This is a genomic window from Paracoccus sp. TOH (assembly GCF_030388245.1).
In the GTDB taxonomy this organism is placed as follows: domain Bacteria; phylum Pseudomonadota; class Alphaproteobacteria; order Rhodobacterales; family Rhodobacteraceae; genus Paracoccus; species Paracoccus simplex.
In genome coordinates, this window is sequence record NZ_CP098361.1 from 468198 (window position 1) to 490000 (window position 21803).

The window sequence follows — 21803 nt, forward strand, 5'->3', positions numbered from 1 at the left end:
AACCATGCCCGGAGAGCCAAAACCGACGGTCGGTCTGTTCGTGACCTGCCTTGTCGACGCCATCCGTCCGCAGATCGGCTTCGCAACCCTTCAGCTTCTTGAGGAAGCGGGCTGCGTGGTCGAGGTGCCGCAGGCCCAGACCTGCTGCGGCCAGCCGGCGCTGAACAGCGGCGACGACCGCGACGCGGCGCATCTGGCCCGCCAGACCATCGCGGCCTTCGAGGGGTACGACCATGTCGTCCTGCCCTCGGGTTCCTGCGCGGCGACCATGGTGCATGGCTATCCGGAACTGCTGGCGGGCGACCCGGACTGGGCCGCCCGCGCCAGGGCCATGGCGGCGAAAACCCATGAGATCACCAGCTTCCTGGCCGATGTCATGGGCTACGCGCCCGCGGGGCGGAGGCTTCAGGCCTCCGCCACCTATCACGACAGCTGCTCGGGCCTGCGCGAACTGGGCATCGCCGCCCAGCCGCGCGCGCTGCTGTCCCATGTCGAGGGGCTGGAGATGCGCGGCCTGCCCGGCAACGATGTTTGCTGCGGCTTCGGCGGCACCTTCTGCGTGAAATATGCCGACATCTCGAACGCCATCGTCACCGAAAAGGCGGAAGCCATCGAGGAGACCGGCGCCGAATTGCTGCTGGCCGGCGATCTGGGCTGCCTGATGAACATGGCCGGCAAGCTCAACCGCCGGGGCGCGAAAACCCGCTGCTTCCATACCGTCGAGGTGCTGGCCGGCCGCGCCGAGGGTCCGGCGATCGGCGAGGAGGCGCCATGACCGCGCCGTTCAAGGACCGCGCCAGGGCGGCCCTGGCCGACCCGGTTCTGAAGCTCGCCATCGACCGCACCACCGGCAATGCCGAAAGGAAGCGCGCCGCGGCGCTGGCGGCTTTCCCGGAATTCGACGCCGCCCGCGCCCGCGGTCGGGCGATCAAGGATCACGTCGTCGCCCATCTCGACCATTACCTGGAACTGTTCGAGAAAAACGCCACCGCCCGCGGCGCGCAGGTCCACTGGGCTGCCGACGATGCCGAGGCCCGCGCCATCGTCACCCGCATCTGCCTGGCCGCCGACGCCAAGCTGGTCACGCGCGCCAAATCCATGCTGGGCGAGGAGATCGGCCTGCCGCACGCCCTGGCCGATGCCGGGATCGAGCGGGTCGAGACCGACCTGGCCGAGCACATCATCCAGCTGGCGGGCGAGGCCCCCTCGCATATCATCTGGCCGGCCATGCACCGCACCCGCGAGCAGGTGGCCGAGCTTTTCAAGGCCGGCCACCAGCCGCCCCCCGCCGCCGAGGATCCGGCGACCATGGTGCAAAGCGCCCGCCGGGTGCTGCGCGAGAAATTCCTGTCCGCCGATATCGGCATCTCGGGCGCGAATTTCCTGATCGCCGATACAGGCGCCACCTGCACCGTCACCAACGAGGGCAATGCCGAACTGACCACCACGCCGCCGCGCATTCATATCGTGACCGCGGGGATCGAGAAGCTGGTGCCCTCGACCGCGCATGCCTTCGCGCTGCTGCGGCTGCTGGTCCGCTCCGCGACGGGCGGCGAGATGACGCAATACACCACCTTCCACGCCGGCCCCAGGCGCCCCGGCGATGCCGACGGGCCCGAGGAGATGCATATCGTGCTGGTCGACAACGGCCGCACGAAAATGCTGGCCGACGAGTTCCGCGAGATGCTGCGCTGCATCCGCTGCGGCGCCTGCATGAACCATTGCGTGGTCTATCGCCAGATCGGCGGCCATGCCTATGGCGGCACTTATCCCGGCCCGATGGGCTCGGTGCTGACGCCGGTGCTGGACGGGCTCGCCGCCTCGCGCGACCTGCCCAATGCCTGCACCATGAACGGCCGCTGCGCCGAGGTCTGCCCGGTCGGCATCCCGCTGCCGACGCTGCTGCGCGCCTGGCGCCGCCGCAGCTGGCGCGAGGGGCTGGAGCCCGGCCCGCTCCGCGCCGGCATCGGCCTGTGGGCGCAGCTCGCCCGCCGTCCCCGGCTCTATCGCCTGGCGACCCGCATCGGCCTGCCGCTGATGCGGCTGTTCGGCAGGTCCGGCTGGATCGCGCGCCTGCCGCTGGCCGGCGGCTGGACCGCGCATCGCGACCTGCCGCGCCCGGCGGCCCGCAGCTTCATGGACCAATACCGCGCCCAGCAGAAGGCCCGCAAATGACCGCCCGCGACCGCATCCTGTCCGCCATCCGCGCGGCCCTCGGCCCCGGCAAGCCGCCGGCGCAGATCGCGGCCGAGGCCGCCGCGCTGCTCGACGATCCCGACGCCGCCCGCCCGCGCCTGGCCGCGCCGGGCCTGCCCGACGCCTTCGCGCAGAAGGCCGCGGCGCTTGGCACCAGCATCGACCGCATCGGCAGCCTGGCCGAGCTGCCGCGGGCCATGGCCCGCTATCTCGACGCCCACGGCCTGACGCCCCGCTTCGCCATGCAGCCCGCGCCGGAACTGGCGGCGCTGGACTGGTCCGGCCTTGCCCCGCATCCGGGCACCGCCCCGGACGAGCCCGCCGCCCTCGGCCTGGCGCTGCACGGCATCGCCGAAAGCGGCTCGCTGGTCATCCATTCCGGGCCGCAGAACCCGATCCTGCTGGCCTTCCTGCCGCTGCACCATGTCGTGCTGCTGCGCGAATCGACGCTGCTGCCGCATCTCGAGGATTACGCGGCCCGGCTTTCGGCCGGGGCGGTGCCGCGCAACGCCATCCTGATCACCGGCCCCAGCGGCACCACCGACATCGAGGGCAGCTATGTGCGCGGCGCCCATGGCCCGGGCTTCCTGCATGTCATCCTCATCGCCGATCTCGGCACCGAGCCGGGCTGACCGCCGCCGCGTTCTGCCCTAGCATGGCCCCATCCGATGGGAGGCCCGCCATGCAAGACGCTCCGCAAGCGCAGGGAACGCCGCAGGACATCCCCCGCGAGCATTTCCTGCTTTTCGTCGTCGTCCCGCCGCCCGCGGTGGCGGCGCGGATCGAGGATGCCTGGCGCCTTGCCCAGCGCCGCGACCGCTTCCGCCGCGCGACGCTGCACATGACCATCCTGCCGGTGATCCGCAGCCCGCAGCTGGCGCCCGGGATGGTCGAGGCGCTCGGCCGGCCGCTGGACGGGCTGGATTTCCCCGCCTTCGACCTGGTGCTGGACCAGCTGACCACCTTCGGCCCGCCGCGCCGCCGCGACCGGCCGCTGGTGCTGGTCGGCCGGCAGGAAAGCCCCGCCCCCGACGCGCTGTGCCAGACGCTCTGGCAACGCCTCGCCGCCGCCGGGCTCGGCGCGCCCAAGCACCGGGTCACGCCGCATGTGACCCTGGCCTATGGCAAGCCGCTGCCGCCCGAGGGCATCGCCGTGCCGCCGGTGCATTGGCGGGTGGACGAGCTTACGCTGATCGACAGCCTGCAGGGCCTTGGCCGGCATGTGCCGCTGGCGCGCTGGCGGCTGTCCTGAAACGGCCCGGAAGCCTTATCGACAAACCCCGCCCCCCGGCTTATCCATGCCGCCATGAGCACAGGATCGGAAGAAACCCTGGCGGTCCGCATCAGCCGCGTGCTGGCCGACCGCATCGTATCGGGCGAGATCGGCCCGGGCGAGCGGCTGCGCCAGGACCATATCGCCGAGGAATTCGGCGCCAGCCACGTCCCGGTGCGCGAGGCCTTCCGCCGGCTGGAAGCCCAGGGCCTGGCGATCAGCGAGCCGCGCCGCGGCGTGCGCGTCGCCGCCTTCGACCTGCCCGAGGTCAAGGAGGTGGCCGAGATGCGCGCCGCGCTGGAGGAACTGGCGCTGCGCCATGCCGCGCCGCATCTGACCCCGGCCATCCTGCATGCGGCAGAGGAGGCGACCAAGGCCGGCGACGCTTCCCGCGACGTGCGTTCGTGGGAGGCGGCGAACCGCCGCTTTCACAAGCTGATCCTGATCCCCTGCGCCATGCCGCGCCTGCTGGCCACCATCGACGACCTGCATGCGGCCAGCGCCCGTTTCCTGTTCGCCGCCTGGCAGTCGAACTGGGAAACGCGCACCGATCACGACCATCGCGCCATCCTGGCCGCCTTGCGCAAGGGCGATGTGGACGCTGCCTGCGCCACGCTGGCGCGCCATGTGCGCTGGATCGGCCGCCGCCCGGCGCCGGCCAGCGACGGCAAGCGCGACGCCTTCGCCATCCACGGCTAGGCGCGGTTTTCGGCCAGCAGCCAGCTTGCCACATAGGTCAGGGCCACGCCCTGCGCCCCGCCGTGCCGCGCCTCGTATCGCGCCATGAAATCGCGCAGCGCCCCGGCCGAGCGGATCTGCCCGGCGCAGCCGTTGACCCCGGTGGCGCGCAGGTGCCGCAAGACTTCCAGCGCGCCGGGGAAATGCAGCACGATGCGCCATTCCCCCGCGCCGCGGACCCGCCAGCCCGGCGGCAGCAGCGCCGCCATCTGCGCCCCGCTCAGATAGGACGGCGCCGCCGCCCGGCTGCCAAGGTCGCGCAATTCGGGAAAATGCCCCGGCGCGAAGCCCGAGAGCGCCAGCCAGCCGCCCGGCGCCACCGCCTGGCACAGCCGCTCCACGACCTGCGCCGGATCGGGAACCCATTGGATCATCGAGGCCGAGGCCGCCAGCTCCACCCGCTCGGGCAGCGCCACCGCGGCGATATCGCCCGGCAGGTAATCCGCCGCGACGCCCGGCAGGTGCGGCGCCGCCAGGTCGTTCAGCCACAGCCGCCCGGGCCGCAGCCCCAGCAGATGCCGGGTCAGGTGGCCCGAACCATGGCCCGCCTCCAGCACCCTTGCCGGGCGATGCCCCGGCGCGGCGCGGCGGTATGCCGCGAACAGCCGCGCCGCGATCCGGCGCTGCGCCAGCGCCGCGTCGTCATAGGTCTGCATGCCGCGCGCGAAGGACCGCGCCACCCGGCCGGCCAGCGCGTTCATGCCAGCACCCCGTCCCAGTCGCGCCATTGCGCGAAGGGATTGTGCCCGCAATCCAGCGTCGCGACCGGCCCGCCCCGCCAGGCGCGACGCAGGTTCTGCAGCGGGAAGATCCGGTCGGCAGCGCCCAGCCAGATGCGGTCGAATCCCGGATCCCGCCCGCTGTCCCGGGCCATCACCGCCTCGAGCTCCTGGCGCAGCGCGGCCAGATCGGCGCCCGGGTCCACCGGACACCCCGCCCGCCGCGCGAATTGCCGCAGCGAGGCCGCCGAGAGGTTCGCCGCCGTGGCCCGCATCCGGTCGCGCGGGATGCCCAGCGCGTCGTCGCAGGGCGCCCAGGAGCCGCAGACCGCCACCTTGCGGCGAAAGCCCTGCAGGCCCGGCATGTGGCAGGCCGCCGCCACGCCGAAGGACCAGGCGACCAGATCCAGCGCCGCATAGCCCCGGGGCCAGTCCGGCGGTGTCAGGTCGCGGTAATCCGACAGCACCAGCACGTCGGCCGGCCCGGCCAGATGCCGCAGCGGCGCGGACCCGACCGCCCAGCCGGTCAGCACCACGATCAGCTCCTCGGCGCCGGTGCGGCGCAGCCACTCCGCCCTCATCGCCAGCCCGCGATCTCGACCATCGCCGCGCCGATGCGCGCCACCTCGTCGGGCGTGGCGACAAAGGGCGGCATGCAGTAGAGCAGCCGACCGAAGGGCCGCAGCCAGACCCCGCTCCTCTGGCAAAAGCCATGCACGCGGCCCATATCCACCGGCTCTTGCAGGTCGATCACGCCGATGGCGCCCAGCACCCGCACGTCCCGCACGCCGGGCAGGGCGCGCGCCGGGGCAAGGCCGCGCCGCAGCCCCGCCTCGATCCCCGCGACCTGCGCCTGCCACGCGCCGTCCGCCAGCAGGTCGAGGCTCGCGCAGGCCACGGCGCAGGCCAGCGGATTGCCCATGAAGGTCGGGCCGTGCATCAGCACCGGTGCCGGCCCGTCGGCAATCGCCTCGGCCACCCGGCCCGAGGCCACGGTGGCGGCAAAGCTCATCATGCCGCCGGTCAGCGCCTTGCCGAGGCACAGGATGTCCGGCACCACCCCCGCCCGCTGCATGGCGAAAAGCGTGCCGGTACGGCCGAAGCCGGTGGCGATCTCGTCGAAAATCAGCAGCACGCCATGCCGGTCGCACAATTCCCGAACCCCGGCCAGCCAGCGCGGGTGATAGAACCACATGCCGCCGGCGCCCTGCACCAGCGGCTCGACGATGAAGCCGGCGATCTGATCGGCTTGCTTCGCAAACAGCGCCTCGACCGCGCCAAGCCCGTTCTGCGCCGGATCCTCGGGCCATTCCGCGCCGAAGGCGACGGGCGGGCGCGGCACGAAATGCTGCACCTGCAGGGCGGCGCCGAAATGACGGTGCATCCCGGTCTCGGGATCGCAGAGGCTCATCGCCTTCCAGGTATCGCCGTAATAGCCGCCGCGGGCCGAGGCGAAAGCCACCCGCCCGGAATGGCCCAGCCCAAGCTGCGCCTGCACCGCCATCTTCAGCGCCACCTCGACCGCGACCGAGCCGCTGTCGCTGTAGAAAACGCGGTCCAGCCCGGCGGGCAGCATGGCGACCAGCCGCCGCGCCAGCCCCACGGCGGGCCCATGCGTCAGCCCGCCGAACATCACATGCGGCAGCCGGGCCAGCTGCGCCTGCATCGCCTCGACCAGCCGCGGATGGCGATGGCCATGCGCCGCCGCCCACCAGGACGACATGGCGTCGATCATCCGCGTCCCGTCCGCCAGTTCCAGCCACACCCCGGCCGCCGCCGCGACCTCATGCACCGGCGCGGGTTCGCGCATCGAGGAATAGGGATGCCACAGATGCCGGCGGTCGAAATCCAGATCCCGCATCACAGCGCCCCCCGGATCGCGTCGGTGTCGATGCCGGCAAAGGCCTTGGCCAGAGTCTCGGCCGTCACCTGCTCCAGCACCGGCAGCCGGCCCAGGTCGTTGACCGCGCCGATCCCGCAGATCACCCGGCGGCTGTCCTCGGCCTCCTCGCCGATGAAGGCCACGCCCGCCAGCCGGCAGCCGGCGGCCCGCAACGCAGCCAGCGACAGCAGCGCATGGTTGATGGTGCCAAGCGCGGTGCGGCAGCACAGCACCACCGGCGCCCCCCAATCCGCGATCACGTCGAGATAAAGCCGCCGCCGGGTCAGCGGCACCATCAGCCCGCCGGCCCCCTCGACCACCAGCGGGCCATCGAGGCTTGGCGGCACCAGCCGCGCCGGGTCGATCTCCACCCCCTCGCGCTCGGCCGACAGATGCGGCGAGGCGGGCAGCCGCAGCCGATAGGCCTCGGGCAGAACCGGCCGGCCCGACAGCCGCGCCACGGCCTCGCTGTCGGTCTCCTCCTCCAGCCCGGACTGCACCGGCTTCCAATAGGTCGCGCCAAGCGCCCGGGTCAGCCCGGCGCTGAACACGGTCTTGCCGATGCCGGTATCGGTGCCGGCGACCACCACCACGCTCATGCCGCCGCCCTTTCCTGCGCCGCGATGGCCGCGAACAGCGCCGCGATATCCTCGGCCCCGACATGGCCGGTGACCGAGACCCGCAGCCGCGCCGTCCCCTTCGGCACCGTCGGCGGCCGGATGGCGCGGATGTCGAAGCCCTGCACCTGCAGATCCGCGGCCAGTGCCAGCGCCCGCTGATCCTCGCCGACGATCACCGGAACGATCTGGCTTTGCGCCGCGATGCCGCAGCGCCGCGCCGCCTCATGGGCCAGCGCCATGCGGGCCCGCGCGGCCTCGACCAGCGCCGGCACCTCCTGCAGCGCCCGCAAGGCCGCCCGCAGCACAGCCGCCGACAAAGGCGAGGGCGCGGTGGCATAGATGAAGGGCCGCGCCTTGTTCACCAGCGTCTCGACCAGCAGCCGGTCGGCGCAGACCAGCGCGCCCGAGGCGCCCAGCCCCTTGCCGCCGGTATGCAGCGTCACCAGCGGGCAGGCCAGCCCATGCGCCAGCCCCCTGCCCTGCGGGCCGAAGACGCCGGTCGCATGCGCTTCGTCCACCACCAGCACCGCATCCTCGCGCGCCGCCAATGCCGCGAGTGCCTGCAGTGGCGCCAGATCGCCCGCCATCGAATAGACGCTTTCGACCGCGATCCAGACCCGGCCGCGCCCGCCGGCGTCGCGCCAGTCCGCGATCACCCGCGCCGCGTCGCCCGCGTCGTTATGGGCAAAACCGCGGCATTCGGCCCGGCCCAGCCGCATCCCCTCATGCGCGCTGGCATGGACCAGCGCGTCATGCAGCACCAGATCGCCCTGCATCGGCAGCGCAGCAAAGATCGCCTGGTTGGCCTGGAAACCGCCGCCCATATACAGGCCCGCCTCGGCGCCGAAAAACGCGGCCGCCTCGGTCTCCAGCGCCTCATGCTCGGCATGGTTGCCGCGCAGCAGCCGCGACCCCCCTGCCCCGACCGGCACGCCGCGCGCCAGCGCATCCCGCGCCGCGGCGGCCAGCAGGTCCGACCCCGCCAGCCCCAGATAGTCGTTCGAGGCGAAATCCAGCCCCGCAGCCGGCGTCCGATGCCGCAGCCGGCCCCGCTGCGTCAGGGCGTCCAGCGCCGCCGCGTGCCGAGGAAAGCTCATGCCGCGCAGCCCTCGGCCGAGCCTTCCAGCACCTCGGCCCGCAGGCCGAGCTTGGCGAACAGCACCGCGTCCTTGTCCTCGCCGGGGTTGCCCGCGGTCAGCAGCGTGTCGCCGACGAAGATCGAGTTGGCCCCGGCCAGGAAGCACATGGCCTGCAGCTCGTCGCTCATCTCGGAGCGTCCCGCCGACAACCGCACATAGGATGTGGGCATCAGGATGCGCGCCGTGGCGATGGTGCGCACCATCTCGATCGGGTCGAGCTTCGGCACGTCGGCCAGCGGCGTGCCCGCCATCGGCATCAGCATGTTGATCGGCACCGATTGCGGCGGCACCTCCAGCCCGGCCAGCGTTTCCAGCATGGAAATGCGGTCCTCGGCCGTCTCGCCCATGCCGACGATGCCGCCGGCGCAGACATTGATCCCGGCCGCCTGCACCCGGTCCAGCGTGTCCAGCCGGTCCTGAAAGCTGCGCGTGGTGATGATCTCGGAATAATAGCGTTCCGAAGTGTCGATATTGTGGTTGTAATAGTCGAGCCCGGCGTCCTTCAGCCGCAGCGCCTGGTCCATGTCCAGCATGCCCAGGGTCATGCAGGTCTCCATCCCCAGCGCCTTGACGCCGCGGATCATCGCCAGCACCGCCGGCATGTCGCGCTCCTTGGGCGAGCGCCAGCCGGCACCCATGCAATAGCGGGTGGCGCCGGCATCGCGGGCGCGCTTGGCCTCGGCCAGCACCTGCTGCACCTCGATCAGCTTCGAGGCCGGCAGTTCCGCGCCATTGCGGGCCGATTGCGCGCAATAGGCGCAATCCTCGGGGCAACCGCCGGTCTTGATCGACAGCAGTTTCGAACATTGCACCAGGTTCGGGTCGAAATGCGCCCGGTGCACGGTCTGGGCCTGAAACAGCAGATCCATCAAGGGAAGATTATAGATTTCTTGCGCGGTGCGCTGCGGCGCCTGCTGGGGCATGGATGTCCTCCTGAGCCTCGTTTCAAGAGGTATCTATAAAAGCGCCGGCAGCATCCGATAAGATGGATATATTATCTATTATTACCGGCCAAGATTAGGGCCCCAGCACGCGCACCTTGGCGATCCGCCCGTCGCACCGCTGCACGGCGACGCGCAGCCGATCCAGCAGATGGGTCTGCACATAGGTGGCATGGAAACGCGTCGGCGCGAACAAGGTCAGGCATCCATCGGCGGCCCCGGCCTCGGCCAGCCCTGCGAACCAGGCATCGAACAGCGCCCGGTCCTCCTCGGCCAGTCGGGCCCGGGCCTCGGCCCAGACGCCCTGCGCCGGCATCGGCTCGGGCCGGTGCAGCGGCACGACATTGCTGGCCGGCTCGGGCTGGGTGCCGCCGAGCCGCGCAACGAAATCCGGGCCGATATTGTCCCATTCCCGTTTGGTGTCCAGCAGGATGCGCTCCAGATTGAGGCTCAGCACCGACACCCGCCCGCGCGCGCCCTGCTGTTTGATCTCGATCCAGCCAAGCGCCCGCAGCTTGGCCATCTCGCGCTTGACGGTGCGCTCGTCCACGCACCACAGCCGCGCGATCTCGCGCTGGCCGATGGTCAATTCGTCGCGCTGCCAGTTATATCTGGTGGTGATCAAGGCCATGAGCCGCAAGATGAGCCGCTGGCGATGCTTGTCGCCGGCAAGCCCGTGCGCCATCATCGCACTGAGCAAATCATATTTCTTTGCCGCGGCCTCTCGGCCGACGGCGCGGATCACCTGCATAACTGCTCCTGCCCGGCTCTGGCCGGCTGCCTTCTTCACTGCCCGAAGAGCCCCGGCTTTTCGTCGGTGACCCTGGATGGCGGCGACGATCTGCTGCCGTCTGAAACGCTTTTCGCCATCTGTTTCGTATTTGCGTCCTGATTTCCGATTCTGTCAAGCGCTTTGCCCCAGAGCCGGATTTCTCGCCTCAATCTTCAAAGAAAAAACGGTATCAATGGTATAGGGGGACAGTCTGGATGACACCCCATTGCCGGGTTTTGTCCCCCAATCCGCCCGGCTTTCGAGGCGGGCGTCCCCCAATCCGGCGTTGGCGTTCCCCGGTTCCGGCACCGAATCGGCGCCGCCGATTCGCCGGGTATCGCCCTGGAAACCCGGCATTTCCCGGTTTTGACACTCTGATTGAAAACGGGTTTTGCCAAAACTGCAAATCCGGCGTAAAAGCGAAACAGAAGAAAATCTGCGTCCTATAAATACAGGCATCCTATGTACACGCATGAAGACCTCGCCAAGCTGCAGGCGCAATCGCTGAAGATGCAGGGCTGGATCCGGCGCCAGACCTTCAGCCCGGCCAACGAGAAGACCTTGCGCCGCTTCTCGAGCTGGGAGGTGGCCGAGCTGATCTTCCGCATCAACCAGTCCACCTTCCGCGGCAAGCTGGCCGCCGACCCGAACCTTCCCCTCGGGGAAGTCGAGGAGGACGGCCGCCAGCGCTGGTTCTCGCTGGACGAGGTGAACGAGCTGCGCCGTCGCATCCGCATCAACCGCAAGTCGCTGATGCCCTGGCGGCCCGAGGGCAAGCGCGCCTTCCGCGCCGCCATCGCCAATTTCAAGGGCGGCGCCGGCAAGTCGACGGTGGCGCTGCATTTCGCCCATGCGGCGGCGCTGGACGGCTATCGCATCCTGGTGGTGGATTTCGACCCGCAGGCGACGCTGTCGCACAGCATGGGCCTGACCGATGTCGGCGAGGACCATACCGTCTGGGGCATCATGGCCCGCGATCTGGAGCGCGAGACCGACCGCATGAACGCCGCCGCCCGCGGCGCCGAAAGCGGCACCGCCCTGCCCCAGCGCAAGCTGCCGGCCTCGATCCGCGACATGGGCCTCGGCACGCTGCGGCCGGCCGATTTCATCAAGCCGACCGCCTGGCCGACCATCGACATCATCCCCAGCTGCGCCAACGCCGCCTTCGTCGAGTTCGCCAGCGCGCAATACCGGCACCTGAACCCGGAATGGACCTTCTTCGGCGCGGTGTCGCGCTTCCTCGACAGCCTGGCGGACGATGCCTATGACCTGATCCTGTTCGACTGCCCGCCGGCCATCGGCTACCAGTCGATGAACGCCGTCTTCGCCGCCGACATGCTCTATATCCCCTCGGGGCCCGGCTATTGGGAATACGATTCGACCACCAGCTTCATCGGCCAGCTCTCGGAGGCGCTGGAGGATCTGGCGCACGGGTTCGAGAACTTCCCCACGGGGAAGATCCGGCTGCCCAAGGCCTTTGCCGACATCCGCTTCCTGATGACGCGTTTTGAGCCGTCGAACGAGTTGCACCAGGCGATGTATGGTGCCTTCCAGCAGGTTTTCGGCCAGCACATGGCCGAACATCCGATCGAGCTGACCCGGGCGGTCGAGCAATCCGGCCGGTTCCTCAGCTCGATCTACGAGATCGACTACCGCGAGATGACGCGCGGCACCTGGCGGCGGGCGCGGGCGACCTTCGACCAGGCCTATGAGGAGTTCAAGACGCGGGTCGCCGCGGCCTGGGACAAGCTGGAGGGCGAGGCATGAGCAGGAAGCGCCGGGTATTCGAGATCGAGATGCCGGACGATCCGGCCGCGGAGACGCCGGAAACCTTCCCCGCGGGGAAGGACGACAAGGAACATCGCCGCGGTCCCATGGCGACCGCCATCGTCGAGACCGCCGAGTCGACCCGTGACCGCGCCCGCATCGAGGCGCAGATCCGGGCCGAGAACGATGCGTTGGCCCAGGAGCATGTGCGACTGAAGCGCGCCGGGCTGATCACCGACATGATCCCGCTCGATGCCATCGACACCCGCAAGCTGATCCGCGACCGGGCGCCGGGGCCGGATTACGAGCTGGCCGAACTGGTGGAATCGATCCGCGACATCGGTCTGTCGAACCCGATCCGGGTCGAACCGGCCGGAGAGGGGCGCTACGAGCTGATCCAGGGCTGGCGCCGGCTGTCGGCCTATCGCCAGCTGCTGGAGGAGACCGGCGATGCCGGGAAATGGGGCCGCATTCCGGCCGGCATCGCCGCGCGCGGCGACGAGCTGGAGCAGCTTTATCGGCGCATGGTGGACGAGAACCTGGTGCGCAAGGACATCTCCTTCGCCGAGATGGCGCAGCTGGCGCTGCATTACGCCATGGATCCGCTGACCGAGGAGCACGACCCCGAAAAGGCGGTGGCGATCCTGTTCAAATCGGCGGGCTATCAGAAGCGCAGCTATATCCGCAGCTTCATCCGCCTGGTCGAGGCGCTTGGCGAGTCGCTGATGTATGCCGCCGAAATCCCACGGGCGCTGGGGCTGGCGCTGGCGCAGCGGCTGGACGAGGTGCCGGGCATCGCCGCCGCGATCCGCGCCGAGCTCAAGGACTGGGACACGCGTTCGATCAAGGACGAGCTGGAGATCCTGCGCCGCTATGCCGGGCAGGGCGGGGACGAGACCGAGGCCGCGCCGCCGCGCAGCGCCGGGCCGACCGTCCCCGCGGGGAAGGCCCGCACCACCTTCCAGATCGAGCGGCCGCAGGGCAGCGCCAAATGCACCGCCGCCAACGGCCGGCTGGAGATCCGGCTGGCGCGGGATTTCTCGGCGGTGGACCGGCGCCGGCTGGAGGCGGCGGTGCGGGCGATGCTGGAGAGCCTGGACTGACCTTCCCCGCGGGGAAGGTCTCAGGCGCCTGTCTTGACCGGGGATGGGTGCGGTATTACCATGGGTATTACCAAGGAGAATCGCATGCGCATCACCACCAAGGGCCAGGTCACCATCCCGCAGGACGTCCGCGACTTCGCGGGCTTCCAGCCGGGCACCGAGGTCGAGTTCCTGATCGGCGAGGATGGCGTGGTGCGCGTCATTGCCGCCGGGCAGGGGCCGCGGGCCCGCGACCGTCGGCTGGGCGCGGCGCTGGCCGGGCTGCGCGGCAGCGCCGATACCGGGCTTTCCACCGACGAGATCATGGCGCTGACCCGGGCATGACGCCGGTCCTGGTCGATTCCAACATCCTGATCGACATCTCGACCAACGATCCGCACTGGGCCGACTGGTCCATGCGGACGCTGGCCGGGCTGGGGCAGGGGGCGCGGCTGGTGATAAACCCGCTGATCTATGCCGAGCTGTCGGTGGCGCATAGCCGCGTCGAGACGCTGGAGGCGCTGCTGCCCGAGGATGTGTTCCACCGCGAAGCGCTGCCCTGGCCGGCGGGGTTCCTGGCGGGCAAGGCCTATCTTGCCTATCGGCGGCGCGGCGGCGAGCGTCGCTCGCCCCTGCCGGATTTCTATATCGGCGCCCATGCCGCCATCCGCGGCTATCGGCTGCTGACCCGCGATTCCGGGCGCTATCAGAGCTATTTCCCGAAGCTGACGGTGATCGCGCCCGAGAGGTGAAACCGGGGGTTCCAGTGATCCGCATTTAGGGGCTATTCTGCGGGTAGATGCTTTCGCAGGTCGGGAAACATGTGCTCCGCTTCCACGCCAGGTTATCACGAAAATTCCGCCGTGCACCAGCTTTTTGACGCCCGCGACTGGCTTTCCGCGCAGGGCGGCTTGGCGACGGCGCTGGCGCGGGCCGGTTTCGCGCTGGGGCGGCTCGACGGCGCCATCGCCGCGCTGGAGCCCGAGGCGCGGACCGGCGCCAACCGGCGGCTGGCGCTGATCGAGGTCGAGGCGATGCTGTGGGCGCAGGGCACGCCCCTGCGGCGCGAGGAGATCGGCCGCGACCTGATGGAGGCGCGGGCCGGCGCCGACCTGGAGGCGATGCGGCTGGCGCGCTGGGGCATCCGGCGGCTGGAAGGGCAGGGCGATCCGCAGGCGTTGCGCGGCTTTCTGGGCCTGCACCGGGCCGAGGTCTCGGGCCTGGACGATCGGCTGGCGGCGCGGCCGACCGGGCGGGATTTCGATGCGGCGGCGGCCGAGTTCCAGGAGCTGGCGGCGGGGATCGCCGGGCTGGCGCCGCTGCTGCGGGCGTCGGCGCTGCGGGTGCTGTGGCGGCTTTGCGGCCTGTCGGCGCCCGAGCTGCTGGCCGAACCGGCGGTCTGGACGGCGCGCGCCATGGCCGAGGGATGCGAGGCGCTGCGTTTCGTGCCGCTGGGCCGGCACGGCCGCGCGGTCTGGATCGATTCCGGCACCCCGGCCGAGCGCATGGCCCGGCATCTGGCGGCGGTGACGGCCGGATTGCAGGACGCCCGGCACGAACTGGCGCGGGTCGCAGAGTGGCAGGGCCGGGCGCATGCGGCGATGGCCGGGATCAAGGGCGACAATCCGGCCCGGGTGATCCAGGCGCTGGTCGCCCATCCGATCCTGAACGCGGCCATGCTGGAGGCCAGCGCCGGCATCAGCCGCGACACGGCCGAGCGGATGCTGGCGCGGATGCGCGACCTGGGGCTGGCACGCGAGATCACCGGCGGCCGGCGATTCCGGCTGTGGGTGCTGGCGGGCTAGGCGGCCTCGCGGCGGAAGGCGGCGGGCGTGGTGCCGGCCAGCTTGAGGAAGGCGCGGTGGAAGGCGCTGGGTTCGCCATAGCCCAGCCGGGCGGCGATCTCGGCCACGCTGAGATCGGTGTCACGCAGAAGCTGACGGGCGTGCATCAGGCGGATCTCGGCGCGGATGGCGGCAAAGCCCTGGCCCTCGGCCCGCAGCCGGCGGCGCAGGGTGGCGGGCGACAGCCGCAGGTCGGCGGCGATCCGGTCGAAATCCGGCCAGTCCTCGGGCGGCACCGCCCGCAGCCGACTGCGGATGCGGGCCGAAAGCCCCTGGTCGTGGCGATAGCGCAGCAGGATGTTGGCCGGCGCGCCGCGCAGGAAGCCCTGCAGCGCCTTCTCGTCGCGGATGGTCGGCAGCGACAGGTAGCTGGCCGCGAAGCGGAGCCGGCTGGCGGGCTGGTCGAAATGCACCGGCGCACCGAAGAACTGGTGATAGTCGCGGCGGTTTTCCGGCGCCGGGCAGGCGAAATCGACCTGCATCAGCGGGATGCGGCGGCCGATCAGCCAGCACATCACCCCCAGCAGGACCAGCCAATAGGTGCGATAGGCGAAGGCGCGGCGCGGCGGGCCGGCGTCGCTGAGCAGGATCTCGGCCTGGCCGTCGCGCAGGCGCAGCGTGCCGGTCGGGTCGTCCAGGGTGACGGACAGGAACAGCAGCGCCCGGCGCAGGGCGCGTTCCAGCGTGCCGGCATTGAGGACCGCATGGCAGAGCAACTGGAAACTGCCGGGGCGCAACGGGCGGGCGGCCTCGTCGAAGAACTCGTCGCGGATCTGGTCGGCGATGGCGAGCCAGAGCTTGCCGTATTGCAGGTTCGACACCGGCTCGGCCAGCGCCGGGTCGATGCCGGCGGCGGCAAGCAGCGGGCGCGGATCTAGGCCGCGGCGGTGAAGGCAGTCCAGCGCGTCCTCGACGAAGCCGGGGGTGATGGTACGACGCTCCATGGCGGCCCTATTGCAAAAACGTTCAGTTATTCTGGCCGCGAATGTCATTGTTTGCAATGCAGCCGGCGCTAAGCTGCCGGCAAGCTCGAGGAGCCGCACCCGCCTGAAGCATGAGGGGGGCGGAGAGTGTGAGGAGGAGAGACATGTCTGGAACGACCCTGTCCCGGTCGCGCCCCGGTTACGACCAGGCCGTGGCGCAATTCCGCATCGAGGACGCCATTGCCGGGCTGCGCGGCGATCTGGAGACCGGGCTGAACGCCTGCGTCGAATGCTGCGACCGCCATTGCGGCGCGGACCGGGTGGCGCTGCGCTGCCTGTCGGCCGACGAGGCGCTGACGGAATACAGCTTCGAGGAGCTGCGCGAGATGTCGGCGCGGGCGGCGAACCTGATGCGCGACAAGGGCGTCCGGCCGGGCGATGTGGTGGCCGGGCTGCTGCCGCGCACGGTCGAGCTGGTCGCGGTGGTGCTGGGCGCCTGGCGGCTGGGCGCGGTCTATCAGCCGCTGTTCACCGCCTTCGGTCCCAAGGCCATCGAGCACCGGCTGAAGACCAGCGGCGCCAAGCTGGTGGTCACCAATACCGCGCAGCGGCCCAAGCTGGACGAGGTCGAGGATTGCCCGCTGGTCGCCACGGTGCGCGGCGAGGGCGAGGCGCTGGCGCCGCAGGATGTCGATTTCCGCGACGGGCTGGCCTCGGCTTCGGATGCGTTCGAGCCGGTGCTGCGCCGGGGCGAAGACCTGTTCATGATGATGTCCACCTCGGGCACCACCGGCCTGCCCAAGGGGGTGCCGGTGCCGTTGCGGGCGCTTCTGGCCTTCGGTGGCTATATGCGTGACGCGATCGACCTGCGCGAGACGGACGTGTTCTGGAACATCGCCGATCCGGGCTGGGCTTATGGGCTTTATTATGCGCTGACCGGGCCGCTGCTGCTGGGCCAGCCGACGATCTTCTACGAGGGCGGCTTCACCGCCGAGACCACCTATCGCATCATCAGGCGCATGGGGGTGACCAGCCTTGCCGGATCGCCCACCGCCTACCGGCTGCTGATCGCGGCGGGGCCCGCGCCGGCAGAGGGGGTCAAGGCGCAGCTGCGGGTGGTGAGTTCCGCCGGAGAGCCGCTGAACCCCGAGATCATCCGCTGGTTCGCCGAGCATCTGTCGGTGCCGATCCATGACCATTACGGCCAGACCGAGATGGGCATGTGCGTGAACAACCATCACGGGCTGGAACATCCGGTGCGTCCGGGCTCGGCCGGCCTCGCCATGCCGGGGTATCGCGTCGTGGTGCTGGACGACGAGGGCCGCGAGCTGGGGCCGAACCAGCCGGGCGTGCTGGCCATCGACATGAAGCGCTCGCCGCTGATGTGGTTCTCGGGCTATCTGAACCAGGCGACTCCGGCGCTGGCGGGCGGTTACTATCGCACCGGCGACAGCGTGGAGTTCGAGCCGGACGGCTCGATCAGCTTCATCGGCCGGTCGGATGACGTCATCACCTCCTCGGGCTATCGCATCGGGCCCTTCGACGTGGAAAGCGCGCTGATCGAGCATCCCTCGGTGATCGAGGCGGCGGTGGTCGGCGTGCCCGACCCCGAGCGGACCGAGATCGTGAAAGCCTTCGTGGTGCTGGCCAAGGGCGTCGAGGGCAGCGAGGCGCTGCGCGAGGAGCTGGCGCAGCATGTCAAGAAACGCTTGTCGGCCCATGCCTATCCCCGGATGATCGATTTCGTCGCCGACCTGCCCAAGACGCCGAGCGGCAAGATCCAGCGCTTCATCCTGCGCAAGGCGGAAGTCGAGAAACTGGCCCGGAACTGAGGACGCATCATGCAGATCGAGGACAAGACCTTTCTGGTCACCGGCGCCGGTTCCGGCCTGGGCGCGGCGGTGGCGCGCATGGCGGTGGAGGCGGGCGCGCGGGCGGTGCTGCTGGACGTGAACGCCGAGGCCGGCGCGGCCATGGCGGCGGAACTGGGCGCGGCGGCGCGCTTCGTCAGGACCGACGTGACCAGCGGCGAACAGGGCGCGGCGGCGGTGGCCGCGGCGCTGGCGGCGTTCGGCCGGATCGACGTGGCGGTGAACTGCGCCGGCGTGGCGCCGGGCGAGAAGATCGTCGGGCGCGACGGGCCGCACGGGCTGGAGAGTTTTGCCCGCGCCATCCAGATCAACCTGATCGGCACATTCAACATGCTGCGGCTGGCCGCCGATGCCATGTCGCGCAATGAGCCGGGCGCCGGCGGCGAGCGGGGGGTGATCGTCAATACCGCCTCGATCGCGGCCTATGACGGGCAGATCGGGCAGGCGGCCTATGCGGCCTCGAAGGGCGGCGTGGCGGCGCTGACCCTGCCGGCGGCGCGGGAACTGGCGCGGCACGGCATCCGGGTGGTGACCATCGCGCCGGGCATCTTCGCCACGCCGATGATGGCCGGGCTGCCGCAGGAGGTGCAGGACAGCCTGGGCGCCAATGTGCCGTTTCCGCCGCGGCTGGGCCGGCCCGAGGAATATGCGGCGCTGGTGCGCCATATCGTCGAGAACCAGATGCTGAACGGCGAGGTCATCCGGCTGGACGGCGCGCTGCGCATGGCACCGAAATAAGGGGGTTCATCATGGCTACTGATCCGATTGTCGTCGTGGGCGCGTCCCGCACGCCGATGGGCGGCTTCCAGGGCGATTTCGCCGGGGTCGAGGCCGCGGCGCTGGGCGCGACCGCGATCCGCGCCGCGCTGGGGGGCTTGGACCCGCAGGCGGTGGACGAGATCATCATGGGCTGCGTGCTGCCCGCCGGCCAGGGCCAGGCCCCGGCCCGGCAGGCGGCGCTGGGGGCGGGCCTGCCCTTGGGCGCCGGCGCCACGACCGTCAACAAGATGTGCGGCTCGGGCATGAAGGCGGCGATGCTGGGTCATGACCTGATCCTGGCCGGCTCGGCCGAGGTGGTGGTGGCGGGCGGCATGGAGAGCATGTCGAACGCACCCTATCTGCTGCCGAAGGCGCGGACGGGCTATCGCATGGGGCATGGCCAGGTGATGGACCACATGTTCCTGGACGGGCTGGAGGACGCTTATGACAAGGGCCGGCTGATGGGCACCTTCGCCGAGGATTGCGCGGAAGCCTATCAGTTCACCCGCGAGGCGCAGGACGAATTCGCGATTTCGTCGCTGACCCGGGCGCAGAAGGCGATCGCCGCGGGGCATTTCGCGGGCGAGATCGCGCCGGTGACGGTCAGGGGGCGCGGCGGCGAGACCGTGGTGGATACCGACGAGCAGCCGGGCAAGGCGCGGCTGGACAAGATCCCGACGCTGAAGCCCGCCTTCCGCAAGGACGGCACGGTGACGGCGGCGAACAGTTCCTCGATCTCGGACGGGGCAGCGGCGCTGGTCTTGATGCGGGCCTCGGAAGCCGAGCGGCGCGGGCTGACCCCGCGGGCGCGGATTCTTGGCCATGCGACCTTTGCCGACAAGCCCAGCCTGTTTCCGACCGCGCCCATCGGCTCGGTCCGGCGCTTGCTGGAACGCACCGGCACGGCGCTTTCGGATTACGATCTGTTCGAGGTGAACGAGGCTTTCGCCGTGGTCGCCATGGCGGCGATGCGCGACCTTGGCCTGTCGCATGATGCGGTGAACGTGCATGGCGGCGCCTGCGCGTTGGGCCATCCCATCGGCGCCTCGGGGGCGCGGGTGTTGGTGACGCTGCTGGCGGCGCTGGAGACGCATGGCGGCCAGCGCGGCATCGCGTCGCTGTGCATCGGCGGCGGCGAGGCGACGGCGGTGGCCATCGAAAGGATGCAATGATGCTGACCGAGGAACAGGAGCAGATCCGCGACGCCGCCCGCGATTTCGCGCAGGGGCGGCTGGCGCCCGGTGCGGCTGCGCGCGACCGCGCGCATGAATTCCCGCGCGCCGAGCTGACCGAGATGGGCGCGCTGGGTTTCCTGGGCATGCTGGTGCCCGAGGACCATGGCGGTTCCGAGACCGGCGCCGTCGCCTATGCGCTGGCGCTGGAGGAGATCGCGGCGGCGGACGGGGCGTGTTCGACCATCATGTCGGTGCACAGCTCGGTCGGCTGCGTGCCGATCCTGCGCTTCGGCACCGACGAGCAGAAGGCGCGCTTCCTGCCGAAGATGGCCAGCGGCGAATGGATCGGCGGCTTCGCGCTGACCGAGCCGCATGCGGGCTCGGACGCGTCGAACCTGCGCAGCAAGGCGCGGCGCGAGGGCGACCATTACGTCATCGACGGGGCGAAGCAGTTCATCACCTCGGGCAAGAACGGCAAGGTGGTGATCGTCTTTGCGGTGACGGATGCGGCGGCGGGCAAGAAGGGGATCTCTGCCTTCATCGTGCCGACGGATACGCCGGGCTACGAGGTGGTCTCGGTCGAGCACAAGCTGGGGCAACACAGTTCGGACACCTGCGCGCTGGCGTTCAGCGGGATGCGGGTGCCGGTCGGGAACCGGCTGGGCGAGGAGGGCGAGGGCTATCGGATCGCGCTGTCGAACCTGGAAGGCGGGCGCATCGGCATCGCCGCGCAGGCGGTCGGCATGGCGCGCGGCGCTTATGAGGCGGCCCTGGCCTATGCGCGGGAACGCATCACCTTCGGCCGGCCGATCATCGAGCACCAGGCGGTGGCCTTCAAGCTTGCGGACATGGCCACGCAGATCGACGCGGCGCGGCTGATGGTGCTGCGCGCGGCGCAATTGCGCGAGGCCGGCAAGCCCTGCCTGACCGAGGCCAGCATGGCCAAGCTTTTCGCCTCGGAAATGGCCGAGAAGGTCTGTTCGGCGGCGATCCAGCTGCATGGCGGCTATGGCTATCTGGCCGATTACCCGGTCGAGCGCATCTATCGCGACGTGCGTGTGACCCAGATCTACGAGGGCACCAGCGAAGTGCAGCGCCTCGTCATCGCCCGCAACCTGTGAGGACCCATGGCAGACCTGATCCAGATCACCCGCGAGGGCCGCGTGGCGTTGATCCGCCTGAACCGGCCCCAGGCGCTGAACGCGCTGAATACGGCGCTGGCCGAGGAACTGACGGCGGCGGCCGAGGCGCTTGATGCGGACAAGGGTGTCGGCGCCATCGTCGTTACCGGCTCGGACCGCGCCTTCGCCGCCGGCGCCGATATCTCGGAAATGGCCGAAAAGACCGCCGAGGAGATGGTCGAGGCGGATTTCTTCTCGACCTGGGACCGCTTCGCCGCCACCCGCACGCCGAAGATCGCGGCAGTGAACGGCTATGCTCTGGGCGGCGGCTGCGAACTGATGATGATGTGCGATTTCGCCATCGCCGGCGAGGGTGCCAAGTTCGGCCAGCCCGAGGTCAAGCTGGGCGTGATCGCCGGCATGGGCGGCACGCAGCGCATGACCAGGCTGATCGGCCGGGCGCTGTCCATGGACCTGCATCTGACCGGCCGGATGATGGACGCGGCCGAGGCGCTGCGCGCCGGGCTGGTGGCGCGGGTGGTGCCTGACGATCAGGTGGTGCCCGAGGCGATGGCGGCGGCGCGGCAGATCGCCGGCTATTCGCGGCCGGCGACGCGGCTGGCGCGCGAGGCGGTGATGCGGGCCGAGGAGCTGTCGCTGGCCGAGGGCGTCGCCTGGGAACGGCGGCTGTTCCACCGGCTGTTCGGCACGTCCGGCCAGCGCGAGGGCATGAATGCCTTCCTGGAAAAGCGCAAGCCGGAGTTCCACGCCGACTGACCCCGGCGGGACGACTGGCTTTTCCGTATTTTCCAAATACGCCATCCGGCTCTGTCCACGGGCCGGATGGGCAGGGGCGAAGCCCCGGTCGGCCCGCGGCCGATTCCGGATTCCCGAAGCTGTCCGCCGAAGCGGCTCTGCGAATCCCCAAGCGATTCTGGTGACGGAATCATCCGCTTCTGCTTTCCCGATGACCCAAGGCCA

24 protein-coding genes are annotated in these 21803 nt (G+C 70.3%); 16 read left to right on the forward strand and 8 right to left on the reverse strand.

Going from position 1 to position 21803, the window contains the following annotated elements; translation table 11 throughout:
* Window positions 1-4 precede the first annotated feature (4 nt).
* The 5 genes from NBE95_RS12885 to NBE95_RS12905 are packed head-to-tail and all read left to right on the forward strand — an operon-like array spanning window position 5 to window position 4168.
* On the forward strand, window positions 5-775 hold the full coding sequence (locus NBE95_RS12885) for a (Fe-S)-binding protein (RefSeq protein ID WP_289895827.1): 771 nt from the start codon (window positions 5-7) through the stop codon (window positions 773-775).
* A complete protein-coding gene (locus NBE95_RS12890; protein ID WP_289895828.1) occupies window positions 772-2175 on the forward strand; it encodes a lactate utilization protein B in 1404 nt (467 codons plus the stop codon). Before NBE95_RS12885 ends, NBE95_RS12890 begins: the two co-directional genes overlap by 4 nt.
* Window positions 2172-2828: an LUD domain-containing protein gene (locus NBE95_RS12895; RefSeq protein ID WP_289895829.1), complete on the forward strand. Its 657-nt coding sequence runs from the start codon at window positions 2172-2174 to the stop codon at window positions 2826-2828. Before NBE95_RS12890 ends, NBE95_RS12895 begins: the two co-directional genes overlap by 4 nt.
* A 50-nt stretch (window positions 2829-2878) precedes the next feature.
* Complete coding sequence (locus NBE95_RS12900) at window positions 2879-3448, forward strand: 2'-5' RNA ligase family protein (RefSeq protein WP_289895831.1); 570 nt, start codon at window positions 2879-2881, stop codon at window positions 3446-3448.
* Window positions 3449-3502: 54 nt separating this feature from the next.
* A complete protein-coding gene (locus NBE95_RS12905) occupies window positions 3503-4168 on the forward strand; it encodes a GntR family transcriptional regulator (protein WP_289895832.1) in 666 nt (221 codons plus the stop codon).
* Here the strand turns inward: NBE95_RS12905 and NBE95_RS12910 are convergent.
* From NBE95_RS12910 to NBE95_RS12940, 7 genes are all read right to left on the reverse strand, one after another.
* Entirely contained in the window at window positions 4165-4908 is a 744-nt protein-coding gene (locus NBE95_RS12910) for a methyltransferase domain-containing protein (RefSeq protein WP_289895833.1), read from the reverse strand. The genes NBE95_RS12905 and NBE95_RS12910 overlap by 4 nt on opposite strands.
* A complete protein-coding gene (locus NBE95_RS12915) occupies window positions 4905-5507 on the reverse strand; it encodes a pimeloyl-ACP methyl esterase BioG family protein (protein ID WP_289895834.1) in 603 nt (200 codons plus the stop codon). Before NBE95_RS12915 ends, NBE95_RS12910 begins: the two co-directional genes overlap by 4 nt.
* Window positions 5504-6787, reverse strand: coding sequence for an adenosylmethionine--8-amino-7-oxononanoate transaminase (bioA, locus tag NBE95_RS12920; protein ID WP_289895835.1), 1284 nt, complete (start codon window positions 6785-6787; stop codon window positions 5504-5506). Before bioA ends, NBE95_RS12915 begins: the two co-directional genes overlap by 4 nt.
* Window positions 6787-7407 (reverse strand): dethiobiotin synthase, encoded by a 621-nt coding sequence (bioD, locus tag NBE95_RS12925; protein WP_289895836.1) that lies wholly within the window; start codon window positions 7405-7407, stop codon window positions 6787-6789. The genes bioA and bioD overlap by 1 nt, the downstream gene beginning before the upstream one ends.
* A complete protein-coding gene (locus NBE95_RS12930; protein ID WP_289895837.1) occupies window positions 7404-8525 on the reverse strand; it encodes an 8-amino-7-oxononanoate synthase in 1122 nt (373 codons plus the stop codon). Before NBE95_RS12930 ends, bioD begins: the two co-directional genes overlap by 4 nt.
* On the reverse strand, window positions 8522-9490 hold the full coding sequence (bioB, locus tag NBE95_RS12935; protein ID WP_289895838.1) for a biotin synthase BioB: 969 nt from the start codon (window positions 9488-9490) through the stop codon (window positions 8522-8524). The genes NBE95_RS12930 and bioB overlap by 4 nt, the downstream gene beginning before the upstream one ends.
* Window positions 9491-9584: 94 nt before the next feature.
* Window positions 9585-10259, reverse strand: a complete 675-nt coding sequence (locus tag NBE95_RS12940) for a DnaA N-terminal domain-containing protein (RefSeq protein WP_289895839.1) — start codon at window positions 10257-10259, stop codon at window positions 9585-9587.
* Between NBE95_RS12940 and NBE95_RS12945 the strand changes: the two genes are divergently transcribed.
* The 6 genes from NBE95_RS12945 to NBE95_RS12970 all read left to right on the forward strand — a co-directional run bounded on the left by NBE95_RS12945 (window position 10164) and on the right by NBE95_RS12970 (window position 14934).
* Window positions 10164-10400, forward strand: a complete 237-nt coding sequence (locus NBE95_RS12945; RefSeq protein WP_289895961.1) for a hypothetical protein — start codon at window positions 10164-10166, stop codon at window positions 10398-10400. The genes NBE95_RS12940 and NBE95_RS12945 overlap by 96 nt on opposite strands.
* A 342-nt stretch (window positions 10401-10742) precedes the next feature.
* Entirely contained in the window at window positions 10743-12047 is a 1305-nt protein-coding gene (locus NBE95_RS12950) for an AAA family ATPase (protein WP_289895840.1), read from the forward strand.
* Window positions 12044-13150, forward strand: coding sequence for a ParB N-terminal domain-containing protein (locus NBE95_RS12955; RefSeq protein ID WP_289895841.1), 1107 nt, complete (start codon window positions 12044-12046; stop codon window positions 13148-13150). The genes NBE95_RS12950 and NBE95_RS12955 overlap by 4 nt, the downstream gene beginning before the upstream one ends.
* An 84-nt stretch (window positions 13151-13234) precedes the next feature.
* Complete coding sequence (locus NBE95_RS12960; RefSeq protein ID WP_289895843.1) at window positions 13235-13474, forward strand: AbrB/MazE/SpoVT family DNA-binding domain-containing protein; 240 nt, start codon at window positions 13235-13237, stop codon at window positions 13472-13474.
* On the forward strand, window positions 13471-13881 hold the full coding sequence (locus tag NBE95_RS12965) for a type II toxin-antitoxin system VapC family toxin (RefSeq protein ID WP_289895844.1): 411 nt from the start codon (window positions 13471-13473) through the stop codon (window positions 13879-13881). Before NBE95_RS12960 ends, NBE95_RS12965 begins: the two co-directional genes overlap by 4 nt.
* A gap of 111 nt (window positions 13882-13992) precedes the next feature.
* Window positions 13993-14934 carry a helix-turn-helix domain-containing protein gene (locus NBE95_RS12970; protein WP_289895845.1) on the forward strand — a complete coding sequence of 314 codons (942 nt, stop codon included), beginning with the start codon at window positions 13993-13995 and terminating at the stop codon, window positions 14932-14934.
* On the opposite strand, the gene NBE95_RS12975 is transcribed toward NBE95_RS12970, so the two are convergent.
* Window positions 14931-15917, reverse strand: coding sequence for an AraC family transcriptional regulator (locus NBE95_RS12975; RefSeq protein ID WP_289895846.1), 987 nt, complete (start codon window positions 15915-15917; stop codon window positions 14931-14933). The two genes, NBE95_RS12970 and NBE95_RS12975, sit on opposite strands and share 4 nt — an antisense overlap.
* A gap of 143 nt (window positions 15918-16060) precedes the next feature.
* Here NBE95_RS12975 and NBE95_RS12980 point away from each other — a divergent pair, with 143 nt between their 5' ends.
* The 5 genes from NBE95_RS12980 to NBE95_RS13000 are packed head-to-tail and all read left to right on the forward strand — an operon-like array spanning window position 16061 to window position 21599.
* Complete coding sequence (locus tag NBE95_RS12980; RefSeq protein WP_289895847.1) at window positions 16061-17728, forward strand: acyl-CoA synthetase; 1668 nt, start codon at window positions 16061-16063, stop codon at window positions 17726-17728.
* Window positions 17729-17737: 9 nt separating this feature from the next.
* Window positions 17738-18505 (forward strand): 3-hydroxyacyl-CoA dehydrogenase, encoded by a 768-nt coding sequence (locus NBE95_RS12985; protein WP_289895848.1) that lies wholly within the window; start codon window positions 17738-17740, stop codon window positions 18503-18505.
* Between the two features lie 11 nt (window positions 18506-18516).
* Window positions 18517-19698 carry an acetyl-CoA C-acyltransferase gene (locus NBE95_RS12990; RefSeq protein WP_289895849.1) on the forward strand — a complete coding sequence of 394 codons (1182 nt, stop codon included), beginning with the start codon at window positions 18517-18519 and terminating at the stop codon, window positions 19696-19698.
* A complete protein-coding gene (locus tag NBE95_RS12995; RefSeq protein WP_289895850.1) occupies window positions 19695-20822 on the forward strand; it encodes an acyl-CoA dehydrogenase family protein in 1128 nt (375 codons plus the stop codon). Before NBE95_RS12990 ends, NBE95_RS12995 begins: the two co-directional genes overlap by 4 nt.
* Window positions 20823-20828: 6 nt before the next feature.
* Window positions 20829-21599, forward strand: coding sequence for an enoyl-CoA hydratase-related protein (locus tag NBE95_RS13000; RefSeq protein WP_289895851.1), 771 nt, complete (start codon window positions 20829-20831; stop codon window positions 21597-21599).
* Window positions 21600-21803 lie beyond the last annotated feature (204 nt).